This window comes from Capnocytophaga sp. G1920 (assembly GCF_051417515.1).
The window spans coordinates 16,858-30,034 of the sequence record NZ_JBPRKH010000011.1; the positions used below are offsets into that span (position 1 = coordinate 16,858).

General features: G+C 40.0%; 10 protein-coding genes. 4 read left to right on the forward strand and 6 right to left on the reverse strand.

Going from position 1 to position 13,177, the window contains the following annotated elements:
- The first annotated feature begins 689 nt into the window (after positions 1 to 689).
- From ACSQ7D_RS07585 to ilvA, 4 genes are all read left to right on the forward strand, one after another.
- A complete protein-coding gene (locus ACSQ7D_RS07585) occupies positions 690 to 1,502 on the forward strand; it encodes a leucine-rich repeat domain-containing protein (RefSeq protein WP_437135816.1) in 813 nt (270 codons plus the stop codon).
- 8 nt (positions 1,503 to 1,510) lie between these two features.
- Positions 1,511 to 2,338, forward strand: coding sequence for a leucine-rich repeat domain-containing protein (locus ACSQ7D_RS07590; protein ID WP_437135817.1), 828 nt, complete (start codon positions 1,511 to 1,513; stop codon positions 2,336 to 2,338).
- Between the two features lie 110 nt (positions 2,339 to 2,448).
- A complete protein-coding gene (locus ACSQ7D_RS07595; protein ID WP_066431119.1) occupies positions 2,449 to 3,102 on the forward strand; it encodes a porin family protein in 654 nt (217 codons plus the stop codon).
- Between the two features lie 125 nt (positions 3,103 to 3,227).
- Entirely contained in the window at positions 3,228 to 4,415 is a 1,188-nt protein-coding gene (gene ilvA / locus ACSQ7D_RS07600) for a threonine ammonia-lyase (RefSeq protein ID WP_437135818.1), read from the forward strand.
- A gap of 126 nt (positions 4,416 to 4,541) precedes the next feature.
- Here the strand turns inward: ilvA and ACSQ7D_RS07605 are convergent, their stop codons facing one another.
- The 6 genes from ACSQ7D_RS07605 to ACSQ7D_RS07630 all read right to left on the reverse strand — a co-directional run bounded on the left by ACSQ7D_RS07605 (position 4,542) and on the right by ACSQ7D_RS07630 (position 13,175).
- Positions 4,542 to 6,128 carry a DUF5018 domain-containing protein gene (locus ACSQ7D_RS07605; protein ID WP_437135819.1) on the reverse strand — a complete coding sequence of 529 codons (1,587 nt, stop codon included), beginning with the start codon at positions 6,126 to 6,128 and terminating at the stop codon, positions 4,542 to 4,544.
- A 95-nt stretch (positions 6,129 to 6,223) separates the two neighbouring features.
- Positions 6,224 to 8,482 (reverse strand): hypothetical protein, encoded by a 2,259-nt coding sequence (locus ACSQ7D_RS07610; RefSeq protein WP_437135820.1) that lies wholly within the window; start codon positions 8,480 to 8,482, stop codon positions 6,224 to 6,226.
- Between the two features lie 58 nt (positions 8,483 to 8,540).
- Positions 8,541 to 9,917: a hypothetical protein gene (locus ACSQ7D_RS07615; protein ID WP_437135821.1), complete on the reverse strand. Its 1,377-nt coding sequence runs from the start codon at positions 9,915 to 9,917 to the stop codon at positions 8,541 to 8,543.
- Between the two features lie 871 nt (positions 9,918 to 10,788).
- Positions 10,789 to 11,412, reverse strand: a complete 624-nt coding sequence (locus ACSQ7D_RS07620) for a hypothetical protein (protein ID WP_437135822.1) — start codon at positions 11,410 to 11,412, stop codon at positions 10,789 to 10,791.
- A gap of 97 nt (positions 11,413 to 11,509) precedes the next feature.
- Positions 11,510 to 11,740, reverse strand: a complete 231-nt coding sequence (locus tag ACSQ7D_RS07625) for a hypothetical protein (protein WP_009421486.1) — start codon at positions 11,738 to 11,740, stop codon at positions 11,510 to 11,512.
- Between the two features lie 184 nt (positions 11,741 to 11,924).
- Positions 11,925 to 13,175 (reverse strand): glycoside hydrolase family 57 protein, encoded by a 1,251-nt coding sequence (locus ACSQ7D_RS07630; protein WP_437135823.1) that lies wholly within the window; start codon positions 13,173 to 13,175, stop codon positions 11,925 to 11,927.
- Positions 13,176 to 13,177 lie beyond the last annotated feature (2 nt).

Here is a 13,177-nt window from a genome sequence, read left to right on the forward strand (position 1 = left end):
CGCACAGGCAGTCGTAGCACGACGGGCGGTGTGAGCCACACAGGCGGGGGAGAAATGAGAGAATGAGGAAATGAGAAAATGAGAGAATTAGAGAATGAGGAAATTAACAGATTAGTGGAGTAAATGTTAATAATACCTACCGACAATCAACTTTGCCAAAGTTTGAGATGAAAAAGTGATATGCTGAGACTGTTAGGAGCTTTCGAAAGATGTCGGAAAAGAACGGAAGTGAGCTGAGAGAAGTTTTGATGAAAAAAAGGTGTAAGGAGGGTGGTCTTAGCTTATAGAGAGCTTATAGGAAGCTTATACGAATCTTGGACGATTGGTATAGAAAGGGTATATAAGTGATTGACTCATAATATAATACAACAAGGCTAAAAATGGTAAAAACGGGGTTTCGAGGCGAAAGAAAGAGGAATAGGTGATAGGCCTTAGGCCATAGGCACTAGGGGGAGTATGACGGAAAGGAGAAGGGGTAATTAGAGAATTAACAAATTAGAAAATTAGCAAGGGAGAGCACGAGCTAAAAGCTCGCGACAAAAAAGAGGGAAGATGGAGACGGAAAAAGTGAAGGTAATGTGAGATTATTGTGCGACGAGCAGATGAGAAATTAGTGGATTAGTAAAATTGAAAATGAGAAAATTAGTAGCTTACAAAAATTGATAAATACGATAAAAAATAATTATACAATGAGAAAAGTTTTATTATTAGCTTTGGTGGTGGTTGCTTTGGTGAGCTGTCGGAAGAGTGATGATGACAGCAATGGTAACTCTACCGCTGATTATGAGCTCAGCGCTGATGGGCGTACGCTTATCAAATGGAAAAATGCGAACACTACGGTGCTTGATATGCAAGCTGATGAGAAGCTCAGAAATGTGAATACTATCGGGAAAGAGGCTTTTAAAGAACATCAGAACTTACAGTCGATTACATTTCCGAATAACTTGAAGGAGATAGAAAAAAGTGCTTTTGAGGATGCAAACCTCAGCGGTGAGGTTGTCTTTAACACGAAAGCTACCGTTGATTTTGGCGAAAAGTGCTTCTACCACACTCATCTGAAAAAAATAGCGCTCCCCAATATGAGCGTGTTAAGCAACAACGCTTTTTCAGTTTGTAGGGATTTAAAAGAGGTTACTTTTAACAAAGTAAAGAAATTAGATATTTTTGCGCTGAGAGATTGCAATGCTGCCTCGCTTACCTTTGAGGGGACGGGGCTTACTGAAATAGGGCACGGCACTTTTGTGGGGATGTGGAAGCTAAAAGAGGTTACTTTACCCGAGACGCTTACTAGAATAGAATCAGATGCTTTTTGGCAATGCATAGTGCTGAAAAAGCTTACTATTAAAGCAGTAAACCCACCTGCCTTACATATTAACAGTATTTTTGGCACTAATGATAAAAGTGTGATACCTACTATTTATGTGCCTAAGGGTTCGGTAGAACAATACAAAAAAGCGGCAGGCTGGAAAGATTTTGCGGAGAAAATACAGGCAATTAATTAAATTAAAGAATGAGAAAATTAGAAAATTTAAAAATGAGAAAGGTTTTATTATTAGCTCTTATAGGGATTGCTTTGGTGGGCTGTCGGAAGAGTGATGATGACAACAACGGTAACTCTACCGCTGATTATGAGCTCAGCGCTGATGGGCGTACACTCATAAAATGGAAAAACGCGAATACTACGGTACTTGATATGCAAGCTGATGAGAAGCTCAGAAACGTGAACACTATCGGGAAAGAGGCTTTTAAAGAACATCAGAACCTCCAATCGATTACTTTTCCGAATAACTTGAAGGAGATAGAAGAGAGTGCTTTTGAAGAAGCTAGCCTTAGTGGTACCGTTACCTTCAATACCAACGCTACAGTAGTTTTTGGCGATAAAGCTTTCTTCAAAACAAAAATTAGAAAACTCTCCCTTCCTAATGTAAAAAGACTGCCCTATAGCGTATTGTCAATGTCTTATAATCTCGAAGAATTACACTTCAATAAAGTAGAAAAGTTAGGGTTTGGTGCTATTGGGTGGAATTATCTAAAAGAAATTAACTTAGAAAATACAGGAATCACTGATATAGAAACTGTGGGAATTTCGGGGTGTACGGAGATGAAGAGTGTTGTCTTGCCTGCAACACTGAAGACTATAGGGTATGATGCTTTTTGGTATTGCCAACAGCTTAAAACAGTAACGATTAATGCTGTAAACCCTCCTGCCTTAGTGAATAACCCGTTTAGGGCTACTCGTATAGAAAAGATATACGTACCTAAAGGCTCGGTAGATCAATACAAAAGAGCTACTTTCTGGAGTGCTTTTTCTGATAAGATATATCCGAAAGCACAATAAATAATAATTGAGGGGGGTATATCATATATAAAGATTAAGATTATATTGATGTATTTGACTTAGATATTTATTAGGTATTTTTAAATTCTGTAATTTTTATCCAAAACTATATGAAACGCTTTTTGACTGTTATTGCTTTTTTAAGTATCACTTCGATAGGTTTTTCACAAGTGGCTATAGGAGTACGCTTTTCCTATCCTTTTACTATGGTACAAAGTATGCGTCCTGTTACCCCAAATGTACCATCTTCATCTGTAAGCTTTGGTAAATTTAGAAATTACTTAAATGCGGGAGGTTTTATTAGGATTCCTCTACAAGAAAGATTAACATTCCAAATTGAAGGAATGTTTAGTATTGCCGAAGTAGATTTTGACGGTAAATATCAAGGTAGTTCTTTTCATTCGGGCTACCGTTTTGTGCATTTTGATATGCCTTTTTTGTTACAATATGAAGGCAAGCGACCTATTAGAGGTTTTGTACAAACAGGTTTTTCACCTAAATTTTATTTGATGCGCGAGGTTAGTTTGGATAGCTCTTATGATATTTCGTTTGCTGATACCCGTCGTTTTAAGAAGAGCTTGCTGATGTGGCATATAGGGGCAGGCATTCTCTTTGAGCGTAAGCATTGGATTTTCACTCTTGATCATCGGTTTTCTATGAGCGTGTTTAACGTGTCGGAGCATAACAATAAGGAGTTTTTAGACCTCAGCAAAGCGAAGTTTTACTTTTTTAGTACTTCCTCAGGTATAGCGTATAAGTTTTAAATTTGTACATCACTTCCTACTGGTTATTTTTTCATTTGTAATTGTGAATTGAAAACTATTTCATATATTTGTCCCTAATAATACAATTGACTTATTTTGCTAATTGACTAATTGATAAATTAATTATGAACTTTACCACAGCACGTGAGCACCTCAAAAGTGTGCTCCTCCCTACACACCTTATTTATAGTCCGCTCTTCACAGAAGAATCTGGCAACAAAATCTACATTAAGCCTGAAAACCTTCAAAAGACAGGAGCTTTTAAGATTCGTGGCGCTTATAACAAAATACTTAAACTTACCGAAGAGGAGAAAAAACGAGGAGTTATTGCTTCTTCAGCAGGAAACCACGCACAAGGCGTTGCCTACGCAGCACGTGAATTGGGTATCAAAGCCGTGATTGTAATGCCTAAAACTACGCCTCTTATCAAAGTGCAATCTACCAAAAAGTACGGTGCTGAAGTAGTGCTCTACGGCGATGTATACGACGATGCTTACCAAAAAGCGAAAGAGCTGGAAGAGAAAGAAGGCTACGTGTTTGTACACCCTTTCAACGACCCTGATGTGGTGGAAGGACAAGGTACTATCGCCTTAGAGATATTGGAAGAACTGCCTAACACCGATGTGATAGTTGTGCCTATAGGCGGTGGTGGACTTATCTCGGGGATTGCTTGCGCTGCTAAACAGCTCAAACCCGATATTAAGATTGTAGGTGTAGAACCCTCAGGAGCTGCTTCGGCAACCGAAGCGCTCAAGAAAAATAAGCTTGTTAGCCTACCCGAAGCCAATACCATTGCTGATGGCACTGCTGTAAAACGGATAGGAGAGCTAAATTTTGACTTTATCAAGAAGTATGTAGACGAGGTGGTGACCGTAGATGACTATGAACTTACGGAAGTTTTCTTGCTATTGGCAGAAAAGCACAAGCTTATCGCTGAGAACTCAGGCGTATTACCTTTGGCGGCACTCAAAAAACTCACCGACCGCGGTAAGAACGTTGTGCCTGTAGTAAGTGGGGGCAATATAGATGTGCTAATGATATCTTCGATGATAGGCAAGGGATTGGTGAGCAGAGACCGTATTTTCAACTTCTCGGTAAGCATTCCTGACCGCCCTGGTGAACTCGCTAAGATTACTCAAATTATTGCAGAAGTGGGAGCTAATGTAGTTAAACTCGCCCACAACCAGTTTAAGAACCTCTCACGTTTCCGCGATAAAGAAGTGCTTATTACGGTAGAGACCAACGGTACCGACCATATCCAGCAGTTGGTAAGAGCTTTTAAAGATAAAGGGTACGAAATTACTGCTAAGTAGTTGTTAGTAGAACAAACGCTTTTAGATTACTAAAAAAGACTTTGCCAAAGGGTCAGCACGACAGGCTATTAACCCCTTGGCAAAGTCTTTTTATTTTCTGTTAAGCTATATACGGACTTATTGACTTCAGACTTTTCTCAAAGAGAATTCTGCTTTATATTCTTTGCCGTTTTCTTCTATGAGTACATAGCCTTTGGGCAGGTCTTTTAATAAATAGTCGTATTCACTATCAGATAGTCTACGTGTACTTACTGCTGCTGGATATCTAGTCATATTTTCTATTTTCAGATTAGGAAATACAATAGCTTTTATAGAAGCATTACCTATTTCTTCATTAAAGAAAATATTAATTTGTTTAGCAAAGAAAGAGGCGTCTTTGTCTATAAGCTCAGCAGTACCTTTAACTTTCAAGCGTGGAGGAATTTCAGGAACAACTTTTTGAATAGTAATCTCTTGACCAAAAACCTCTGATTTCAATTGTATTTGGGAGGATAACACTACCTTATAAGTACCTGACTCTACATTATTATCTATTTTAAAGGTTGCGGTGGTACCTCGGTGATTATAAGTACTTAAAGTTGCTTTTGTTTCTCCGTTTTTAATTAAAAGTAACTCGCAATATCTGTAATTAGTATTAAAACCTACGCTCATATAGGTAAAGTTTTCTCCTGTTATGGTTAATTCATCACCTGTTTTTAGGGTAGTTGTAGAAAGAGATTTGATTACTGGGGCATAGGTAGGCACTATGTTTATCGCTTGTCCGTCGCTGTTTACAAAAGGAAGCACTTGCTCTTTAACACCCCCTTTTACTACAAACTTAAAGTCATTACCTCCGCTGAAAGCTCCCGCAGGAGTATTGAACATCTTAAATTCGAGGTTATAACCAGATATTTCTCCAACTGTAAGCTGGTAATCTTGTCCGTTTTTACGTAGGTAATAGGTGTATTTCTTTAAGGCTTCAGTATTAGCGTATACTAGCACTTTAAAGATTTGCAAGTTGGTAGTTGCTAATGTTTGTACAGGACCTTCAAAAAGATTAATATCTAAAACATCTAAAACAATCTCACTACTATCTAAGGTAAAAACACCACTTTCCACTTCTTCTTTGTCGAAGGTTGCTTTAAAGCGGTATTGACCGTTTTTATACGTTGCGGGCAAGACCACATATACACGTCTTTCTTTTTTGTCTATCTTTTGTACTTTGAGGTCGTAAGAGAGCGCGCTTCTGTATTTAAGGAGCTTTACTTTTATTTGCTCTTTTTTGACGGGTAATGTATTTACCTCGAAGAAAATCACCTCGCCTCCTGCTTTGTTTACCGTATATTCATTAGGAACGTGCCCAATTTCTATTGGGACTTGCGGTTGTTCGGTCTTTTCGGTGGTAACCAGTACTTTGTAGGTTTTAGTACTTTTGTTTTCGGCGGTTACAGTGTAGGTTACTTCCTTAGAGAAGTTTTGAGCTACCCCTGTATTAGGGCTTACGGTTGCGCCCTTAGAAACCGTGATGGTAGGAGTAAGGGTGGCGACATCGGTGTCTTCAGGTAATTGGGCGGTGATAGTGGTATTGCTGATAGTACCACTATAAGTGTTACCCTCTACGGTAAAGACAAACGAAAGAATGTCTTTTTCAGCGCTCAGTGGGAGCGTTTCATCATTGTCTTTCTTGCACGCAAAAGCGATGAGCAAGATGCATAAAACGTACAATTTTTTCATTGTAGATAAATTTTTTTGAATTGCTTGCTATTAGAGAGTGCAAAGATAAGACGTAATTAGCAAATGAGCAAATAAGGGAATGAGAAAATGAGGCTCTACATCTCTCCTCGTTTCATCTTTTCGAGATTAGCTTTTACCTCCTGGCGTTGGGATTCAAATTCATCATTAGTTTTTGAAAGGAGTTTTACGGCTTTTTCTTCGAGTTTAATAGCTTCTTGTTTTTCACCGCGTGTGTACAAGAGGTGAGCGAGGGTATCTAAGTAATAAGGATTCTCAGGTTCTAACTGTACTGCTGAGCTTGCCCACTGATAGGGTTCTGCTAATTTAGCGGGGTCGTGCTTATGTTCTTCGTACACTTTCCAAGCGATGTTATTAGCGCGGTTAGCAAAGCGCATTTTGTAATACTTCCAACTGTTTTCTTCATCGCTTTCGGAAAAAGCCTTATCGAGTGCTGCAATGAGGTTACTATCTCTCTTCAATAGGCTTTTATAGTATTCGCCGAAATAAGCGCTGGCTTCTTCTACGTTATTTTCATAGAGAAAATCGATGTAATCATCAGCGGTAAGTACGTTCTTTTTGACGCCTTCGATATAAACTGTTTTTACAGGTTCAAAAAGAGTTTTGTCGTTGAATACAAGGCGGTCGAGAAGAGTGCTGAAATGTCCATAGTTAGCTTCTATTACGCCTTTCTCTAAGCGTTGTTGATAGTCTGTATAGTCATCGTTTTTAGGAATGAGTTTTTCGTTATGAGCTTTTATTTCCTCGCTGAACTTCACCAAATAAGCGATAGCATCTACATCAGCAGGGGAAGTAGGTTTTTCGGCATTGAAAATTCGGTAATAATAATCGCTATCGTTACTATTAAGAGCGAGCAAAAAAGCATATTCGGTATCGAGTTTGCTATCGTTTTTATGAGCGTTTACGATGCGTTGCCATTGGGTAGTTACTTGCTCGGGGGTAAGTTGCATTTGGTAGATGCCTTTGGGGTTTTTAAGGTCGGAGAAGTAATCTTCTTGCTCTTGCGCTATATAGTCGAAGGCTTCTTCCTCATTAGAGTCGCCTGTTTTTTGCACGGGACGATTTTTAGCTAACAAATACACACGCTGACTGTCTTTTTTGAGGAAAGTGGTAAAAATAGCTTGTAGGTCTTTTACAGAAAGTTTAGGATTACCCAACGCTTTGTCGAGCGCACGAGCCATTGCTATCGTACCGAACTGCTGTCCGTAAGCATCACTTGTTACTATTTCGTCATTGGCAACCTCTTCGATAGTAGAGGGCTGATTGTAGAGCAGATCACCGGCTACGTCAAGCACTGCCATTTGGTTACCTGTAGGTACGCCTTTGGCTTTGAGGGTTTTCATATCTTTGGTAGTTGCCAAATAGAGTTCATACGGATAGCCGTTACTACCTCCTTCTTCTTTATATTTGGCAAAAAGAGTAGCGAATTGTTGTTGAGCCTCTTTGTTATCGGGTTGTTGGAAGACTATTACCAAACGGCTATATTTATCGGCTGAAACAAGGGCTGCTTTCAAGTTCTTGGGTAGTGATATATCTGTTTGGTTTTTCTGCTTAGCTCTTTGTTCAGGATTATATTCAGGGATATCCTGTTCTTCCTCGAAAGCGATAAGATATTTCCAATTCTTTACATTTTCCTTATTGCTACGGGTTACTTTTGCTGGATTAGGAGTACTTGCCTTGTTACTGAACAGAATTGCGTTATCGGAATCACCTTCGGTAAGAGAAATCGTTCCTTTATCGGGGTTGTAAGTGCCTTTTAAATTAAGCATATTATTGGTTCCTAAAAATTCTACTTCCACGCCATTGGTTGTCTTTCCGATAGGATATTTCTCAATAATTACTTCTTTAGATTTATTGTTGAATGCTACTGAATGGGCATTCACTAAGTAAAGGTTTTCAGTACGTGGCACTTCAAAACTTTCTAATACGTAATAACCAACTCCATTGCTGTCTTTTGTTTTTTCTACATTTTCCAATGAAGTGATTTTGTTATGTACACACACATATTCCACTTCACCTTTGTTGTTTTCGTAGCCTACATATAAGAAATGTGGGTCGCCAAAGAGTCCCGTTCCTATTTTAAAGGTAATTTGCAACTGAGGGCTATTGCTCTGTTTCTTCTCAACCAAGAAAGACGACGCATCGGAAGAGAACTCTATTTTTTTGTCCTTTAAGGTATAGTTGCCCGAAGCGCCTACCAATTCGTAAGTGTTGTTATTACCTATCCTAAGCTCCAAAGCATTACCAAGAGAGCTAGCATTGTAAGAGCCAGTAGGAATAGGGTTTTGGGCTATGAGTGATAGCGGAAATAGTGCTAATAGGGGAAGTGCCTTCATTTGAGTAAAAAATTAAAAGTTAAAAAGCTGAGACTTGTGTAGCAAAAAGTGAGCCAGATCATTCAGTATACTTTTTGATAAGGCGAATCATTAAGTCGCTGAGTTTTTCGACTTGATACTCCCCTACACTGGGTTCTAAATGGGCGTTACCTATACCGCTGTCGTCGGTGATAAAGACATAGGTACCATTGGTATATATTGCCATAAAACGCATTAAGAACTCGGTGGGCTTATCGATACCACTGGCTACGATAGGAATGAGTTTGATACCTTTCTCGGCAGCGGTTTTAACTGATGCTTGTACGCTTTTGAGTATCTTATCTTCGTGATGTGGAGGAGCATCGAGTACTAAAAAGGCAATACGTGTGCGTGCCTCGCCGTCCCATTGGAGTTTGTTGAGCTGATTGAGGGCTGTGTGTACTGCTTCGGGGAAGTCGCCACCACCATCAGCTTTTTGGCTATTAATAAACTGAATGGTTTTATTGATATCCTTAGTAAAATCGGAATGTTTGACTACATACTCATCGCCTTCGTCGCGATAAAAGACCGTAGCGGTGCTTATTTTGAGGTTTTTATTTCCTTCTTCTACCTTACTGATTACGTTTTTTAAGTCCATTTTTAGGAACTCTAACTCATCGCTCATTGAGCCCGTAGCATCTACCATAAAGGCAATTTGTACTTCGTTTGACGCTTTTTTTACTTCATTTTTAAGCGCAATACGGTTAAGAGTGCTTTCGGTAATTGCTTTTTCTGTGCTCACCCACTGGTCGTTTACTTTTAGGCGCAAATGCTCGGTGTTAAGCTCTTTTTCTTTTTGGAAGGCACTCACCCACAGTTCAGCTTTACCCGTGTTATCGGTTTTAGCTGTCCATAGCAGGGTATTGTTGCGATAGAGCGATACGGTAGCATTCACAGCAGGCTTGCCATTAGCGGTTACAAGTACCGCTATACGGTGATTGGTGTACATTTGCCAATGTTCGGGGAAAGAAGCAAATTCATTTTTATTGATCGTTTTTTGGTAAAAATCCCAACTATTGAGGTCATTCCATTCACCGGCAGTTACCAAGCCGGACTGAGGTTGGGGGTCGCTTTCGGGACGATGTTTGCGGTGCTTAGGTTCAGTGCGTTTGGCTGGTTTGCTGGTTGCTACATCTTTTGCTACTGACATTTTAGCTGACATCGTACTTTCGTCACTTCTGCTAACATCGCCTGTTATTTTAGAGGATTTTCTCTTAGCGCTCTTTTCGCCGTAGCCAACTACGGCTATCTCGGCTAATTCACCGCTATTTTCCTCTCGGTATTCGGTGGAAGAGCTTTCATATGGGTATTCGGTGGTACTGCTTCCACGATCAACGGGTTTATAAGCGTTTCGGTTGCCACAAGCTCCTGTGAGTAGGGCGAGGCATAACAATAAAAAATAAGATATGTTTTTCATTTTGGAATATAGTTTTTGTGTTTCTAAGAGAAAGTATACGAAAATAATGCCAAATTAGTGCAATGATGCCGGAAATGTGGATAAAAAAGATTATTGTGTTAGAATAAGGCCCCGAACCCCCGAAGGGGGACAAGCCACAAATAGGGTTACTTGTTTGAAAAGAAACATTCTCTTGTTACATATTCCGCTCTCGCGGGGCACATACCCAGCTGTCGCTGGATACCTTCAAAGGGGGAAATATAGTGACGGAAAAGCGACAAGCGGGGAAATTAGTAAATTAGGAAATGAGAGAATTAGAAAATGGGGTAAATACCAATAATGCCAATAATGCCAGAAATATTGATAATTAACTTTGGCAAAGGTGCGAGCCGCACAGGCAGTCGTAGCACGGCAGGCGAGGAAAAATTAGCAAATGGGGGAAGCGTTGAGGGATTCGAAAGGAAGCGGAGAGATTCGGAAGGGTGGAGGGAGAGTTTTTGACGAAAAAAGAGTGTAAGGAGGGTGGGGTCAGCTTATAGAGAGCTTATAGGAAGCTTATACGAATCTTGGACGATTGGTATAGAAAGGGTATATAAGTGGTTGATTAACATTATAATACAACAGCGCTAAAAATGGTAAAAACGGGGTTTCGAGGCGAAAGAAAAAGGAAGAGGCGCTAGGCCTTAGGCCATAGGCACTAGGGGGAGTATGACGGGAAAGGGGAAGAAAAATTAGAGAATTAGCAAATTAGAAAATTAGTAAATGGGGAGCAGTGAGGTGGGAATCCTTGAATAATATGTAAATTATTAAGGGGGCAAATGGTGTTACTTAGGTAATTGTTAGGCAATGAATAATAGGAATAATTTGTTCAAAGGCTTGAATGGCTAATTTGCTACATTGCGAAAATTAGATTTCTGAACAATAACAGTAGCGAGAGCTGTGGTAAAACCCCAATGAGCCAACTTAAAAACATTAGCCATAAGGACTTCTGGTTGAGGTAAGCTTGTGCTGAAATACAGGCTCCGCTGAGGAATAAGAAAAAGGCTATTATGTAGGTCATATCTTTTTCTACGGCAATACTGAGCAATACTGAGAAGGTAGTAAGCGCCCCCATTCCCATAGCAAACATATTGACTTGCAATCGCAGAAAATGTAAAAACAAAATTATAAAACAGCTGATAGCTAAGTTCATCACATAGAAGTAGAGGATAGGATAGGGGTCGATGGGGGTGATGCCGAAAGCTACCCCTAAGAGCATTGCTATATAGCCGTACAAAAGCCATTTTTGTTTTTCTAATGGAATGATAAAAGGGTTCTGCAACCAGCCTACTACAAACAAGATGAGGTAGGTAAGTGTAGGGATAGCAATGGTAACTATTAGTAATAATAGCCACGTAAACTTCATTTGCTCTACAGGGAGAGGGAAAGGTATATTAAAAAGCACCACCATAGCTCCGTAGATAGGGAACCAGATGGGGTGAGTGAAAAAAGCTATGATATAACTCAAAAAACGCATTGTATTCTTCTTTTTTTGCAAAGGTAGTACAAAATAGCAAAATAGCAAATTTGAAAAAAAGCAAAAAAGCCCCTCGCTCACGCGAGGGGCTTTTTATTTAAGGAGTGTAAATAATGTTTTCTACTAAGTCGTTGTCGGTATTCTTGGCGAGCTGTGAGTTTTTCTCGTTAAAAGGAGTGGTGTAGAGAAACTCTTCGCTACTTAGATGTCCTGTGGGCATCTCGTCGGGGTTCGTCTCGGCAACTTTGTTGGTTCCAGACAGTTCTTTCAGTTCTTCAACGACAATCTCTTCAAAGAAATTGTCTTTCCTTGTTTTTACATTTTTCATCTTGTCTGCTTTTAAATTATTATTAAACTTTCTTTTACTCCTTAGGAAACACGCCATAGGGCATAGGTTTCAAGGGATAGCGTTTCTCAAAAGAGGATAACCTCTCCCTCCTTTCGCATACTCAGCTACGCCAGCTGGCTGACTTCTCTTAAATAGGGGGAGAAGGGGACTCAAAAGTGACTTTTCACTTTTTCCTTGTCTGGCTCTTTTTCTTTGTTACTTGTGTGGTTTGCACCTCTTCTTGCTCGTGTGGTTTGCATCTTTCGATGAAATCGCTGAGCACGTTCATATAGTTGATGAAGGCTTCGTAGGGCGAATCGTAAGGTAAGCGGTACTTGTGGTAGTCGGCACCTGAAAAGAGCTTAGTGCGCATAAAATAGAAGTGCTCACTGGCTTGCAGACGAGTATAATCGTCTATGAGGTCGGCGTTCTTTTTCTTTCTTACTTCTGGTTGTATCTTAAAGAGCTCTCGGAAGGCTTCTTTTTGCAACTCGTTACCCAACCAAGAGGTGGTATCGCGCTCTTCGTCTGTCCACGAAATAGGGTAGGGCACAGGCAAGACATCTTTAGCAGGGTGCTTTTTGGCTACTTCCTTAGGCAATAGGAACTCATAGTTATCGTCTTCCATCATATAGACGATGAAATAGCGCAAGAAGTCGAAAATACCGCTTTGGGCGTTGTTGTAATAGCCTATTACCTCATAGTTCATAAAGAGGTTGAGCACCTCGCTATCTTGCAAGCTGTTTTTCACCCAACTGATATACTTTTCGGAAGTGAGAGGGTATTCACTCCAATTTCTATCGGAAAAGCGTATGGCGATATCATCACTGAGTTTGCTGTTTTTGAGCAAAAGGTTGAGGTTTTCGTCGATAGCGTTTTTATAGACAAAGTTTGGACTCTTCCAACCCAATACGTGCTTAGCTCCATCGGTGAGCATCGTCTTGAAACCGAGTTTTGCGACGCGTTCGCCTATGGTATCGGAATAGATGAGAGAGGTGTTGCGAAAAGTTACAGGCTTCTTACCAAAGAGCTGTTTGATAGCCGTAGTATGTCGTTTTACTTGTTGTTCGAACTCATCGGTATCATCGGAAAGCGAAGCCAAAGAGTGGGAATAAGTTTCTGCCAAAAACTCTACACTACCGGTTTGGGCGAGTTCTTGGAAAGAGCGTATCACCTCAGGAGTGTGCATTTCGAGCTGGTCGATAGCACTTCCTGTGATAGAAAAAGCTACTTTGAACTTGCCTTTGTATTTATTGATAAGCTCCAAGAGCAAGGCGTTAGCAGGTAGATAGCAATGCTCAGCCAAATCTTCAAGCTCAGAGCGATTGGCGTAATTATCGAAGTAATTATGTTTTTTGCCGATGTCGAAGAATTGATACTTTCTAAGACGTTCGGGGTGATGGATTTGGAAATAGATACAAATTGACTTTTTCATCG

Coding starts and splice junctions, on each gene's coding strand:
- ACSQ7D_RS07620 (WP_437135822.1), bottom strand. CDS start 11,412: ATGCGTTTTTTGAGTTATATCATAGCTTTTTTCACTCACCCCATCTGG.
- ACSQ7D_RS07625 (WP_009421486.1), bottom strand. CDS start 11,740: ATGAAAAATGTAAAAACAAGGAAAGACAATTTCTTTGAAGAGATTGTC.
- ACSQ7D_RS07595 (WP_066431119.1), top strand. CDS start 2,449: ATGAAACGCTTTTTGACTGTTATTGCTTTTTTAAGTATCACTTCGATA.
- ilvA (WP_437135818.1), top strand. CDS start 3,228: ATGAACTTTACCACAGCACGTGAGCACCTCAAAAGTGTGCTCCTCCCT.
- ACSQ7D_RS07615 (WP_437135821.1), bottom strand. CDS start 9,917: ATGAAAAACATATCTTATTTTTTATTGTTATGCCTCGCCCTACTCACA.
- ACSQ7D_RS07610 (WP_437135820.1), bottom strand. CDS start 8,482: ATGAAGGCACTTCCCCTATTAGCACTATTTCCGCTATCACTCATAGCC.
- ACSQ7D_RS07605 (WP_437135819.1), bottom strand. CDS start 6,128: ATGAAAAAATTGTACGTTTTATGCATCTTGCTCATCGCTTTTGCGTGC.
- ACSQ7D_RS07630 (WP_437135823.1), bottom strand. CDS start 13,175: ATGAAAAAGTCAATTTGTATCTATTTCCAAATCCATCACCCCGAACGT.
- ACSQ7D_RS07590 (WP_437135817.1), top strand. CDS start 1,511: ATGAGAAAATTAGAAAATTTAAAAATGAGAAAGGTTTTATTATTAGCT.
- ACSQ7D_RS07585 (WP_437135816.1), top strand. CDS start 690: ATGAGAAAAGTTTTATTATTAGCTTTGGTGGTGGTTGCTTTGGTGAGC.